This is a genomic window from Ruminococcus sp. AM26-12LB (assembly GCF_003480785.1).
GTDB lineage: Bacteria > Bacillota > Clostridia > Lachnospirales > Lachnospiraceae > Blautia_A > Blautia_A fusiformis.
Genome location: NZ_QUJX01000048.1, coordinates 329 through 596, shown reverse-complemented (window position 1 = coordinate 596; position 268 = coordinate 329). Strand labels below are relative to the sequence as shown.

At 31.7% G+C, this 268-nt stretch carries 1 pseudogene; it reads right to left on the bottom strand.

Going from position 1 to position 268, the window contains the following annotated elements:
- Positions 1-2: 2 nt before the first annotated feature.
- A pseudogene (locus DW694_RS17395) lies at positions 3-268 on the bottom strand (hypothetical protein); the annotation flags it as partial.

Here is a 268-nt window from a genome sequence, read left to right as displayed (position 1 = left end):
TTTTATTTATGTAATAAAGTTTGATCCAGCATGTTTTTAATTTCATCCGGAAGACTGTCTATCATTGCATTTTCATCCAAAAACAGTAAAGTTGTATATTTTTTCGCATCATTCGGTGCTGAGAAAATATGAGTTACTGTATATGCTGTTGTACTTTTAGAAAAACAATCTTCATCTCGCAGTGATTCTACTACAAAGCAATCGCCTTTTTGCTGTCCCTGATCATCATACTCTTTATTTAAGCATAGAGTAAAATTAAGATCTGTTG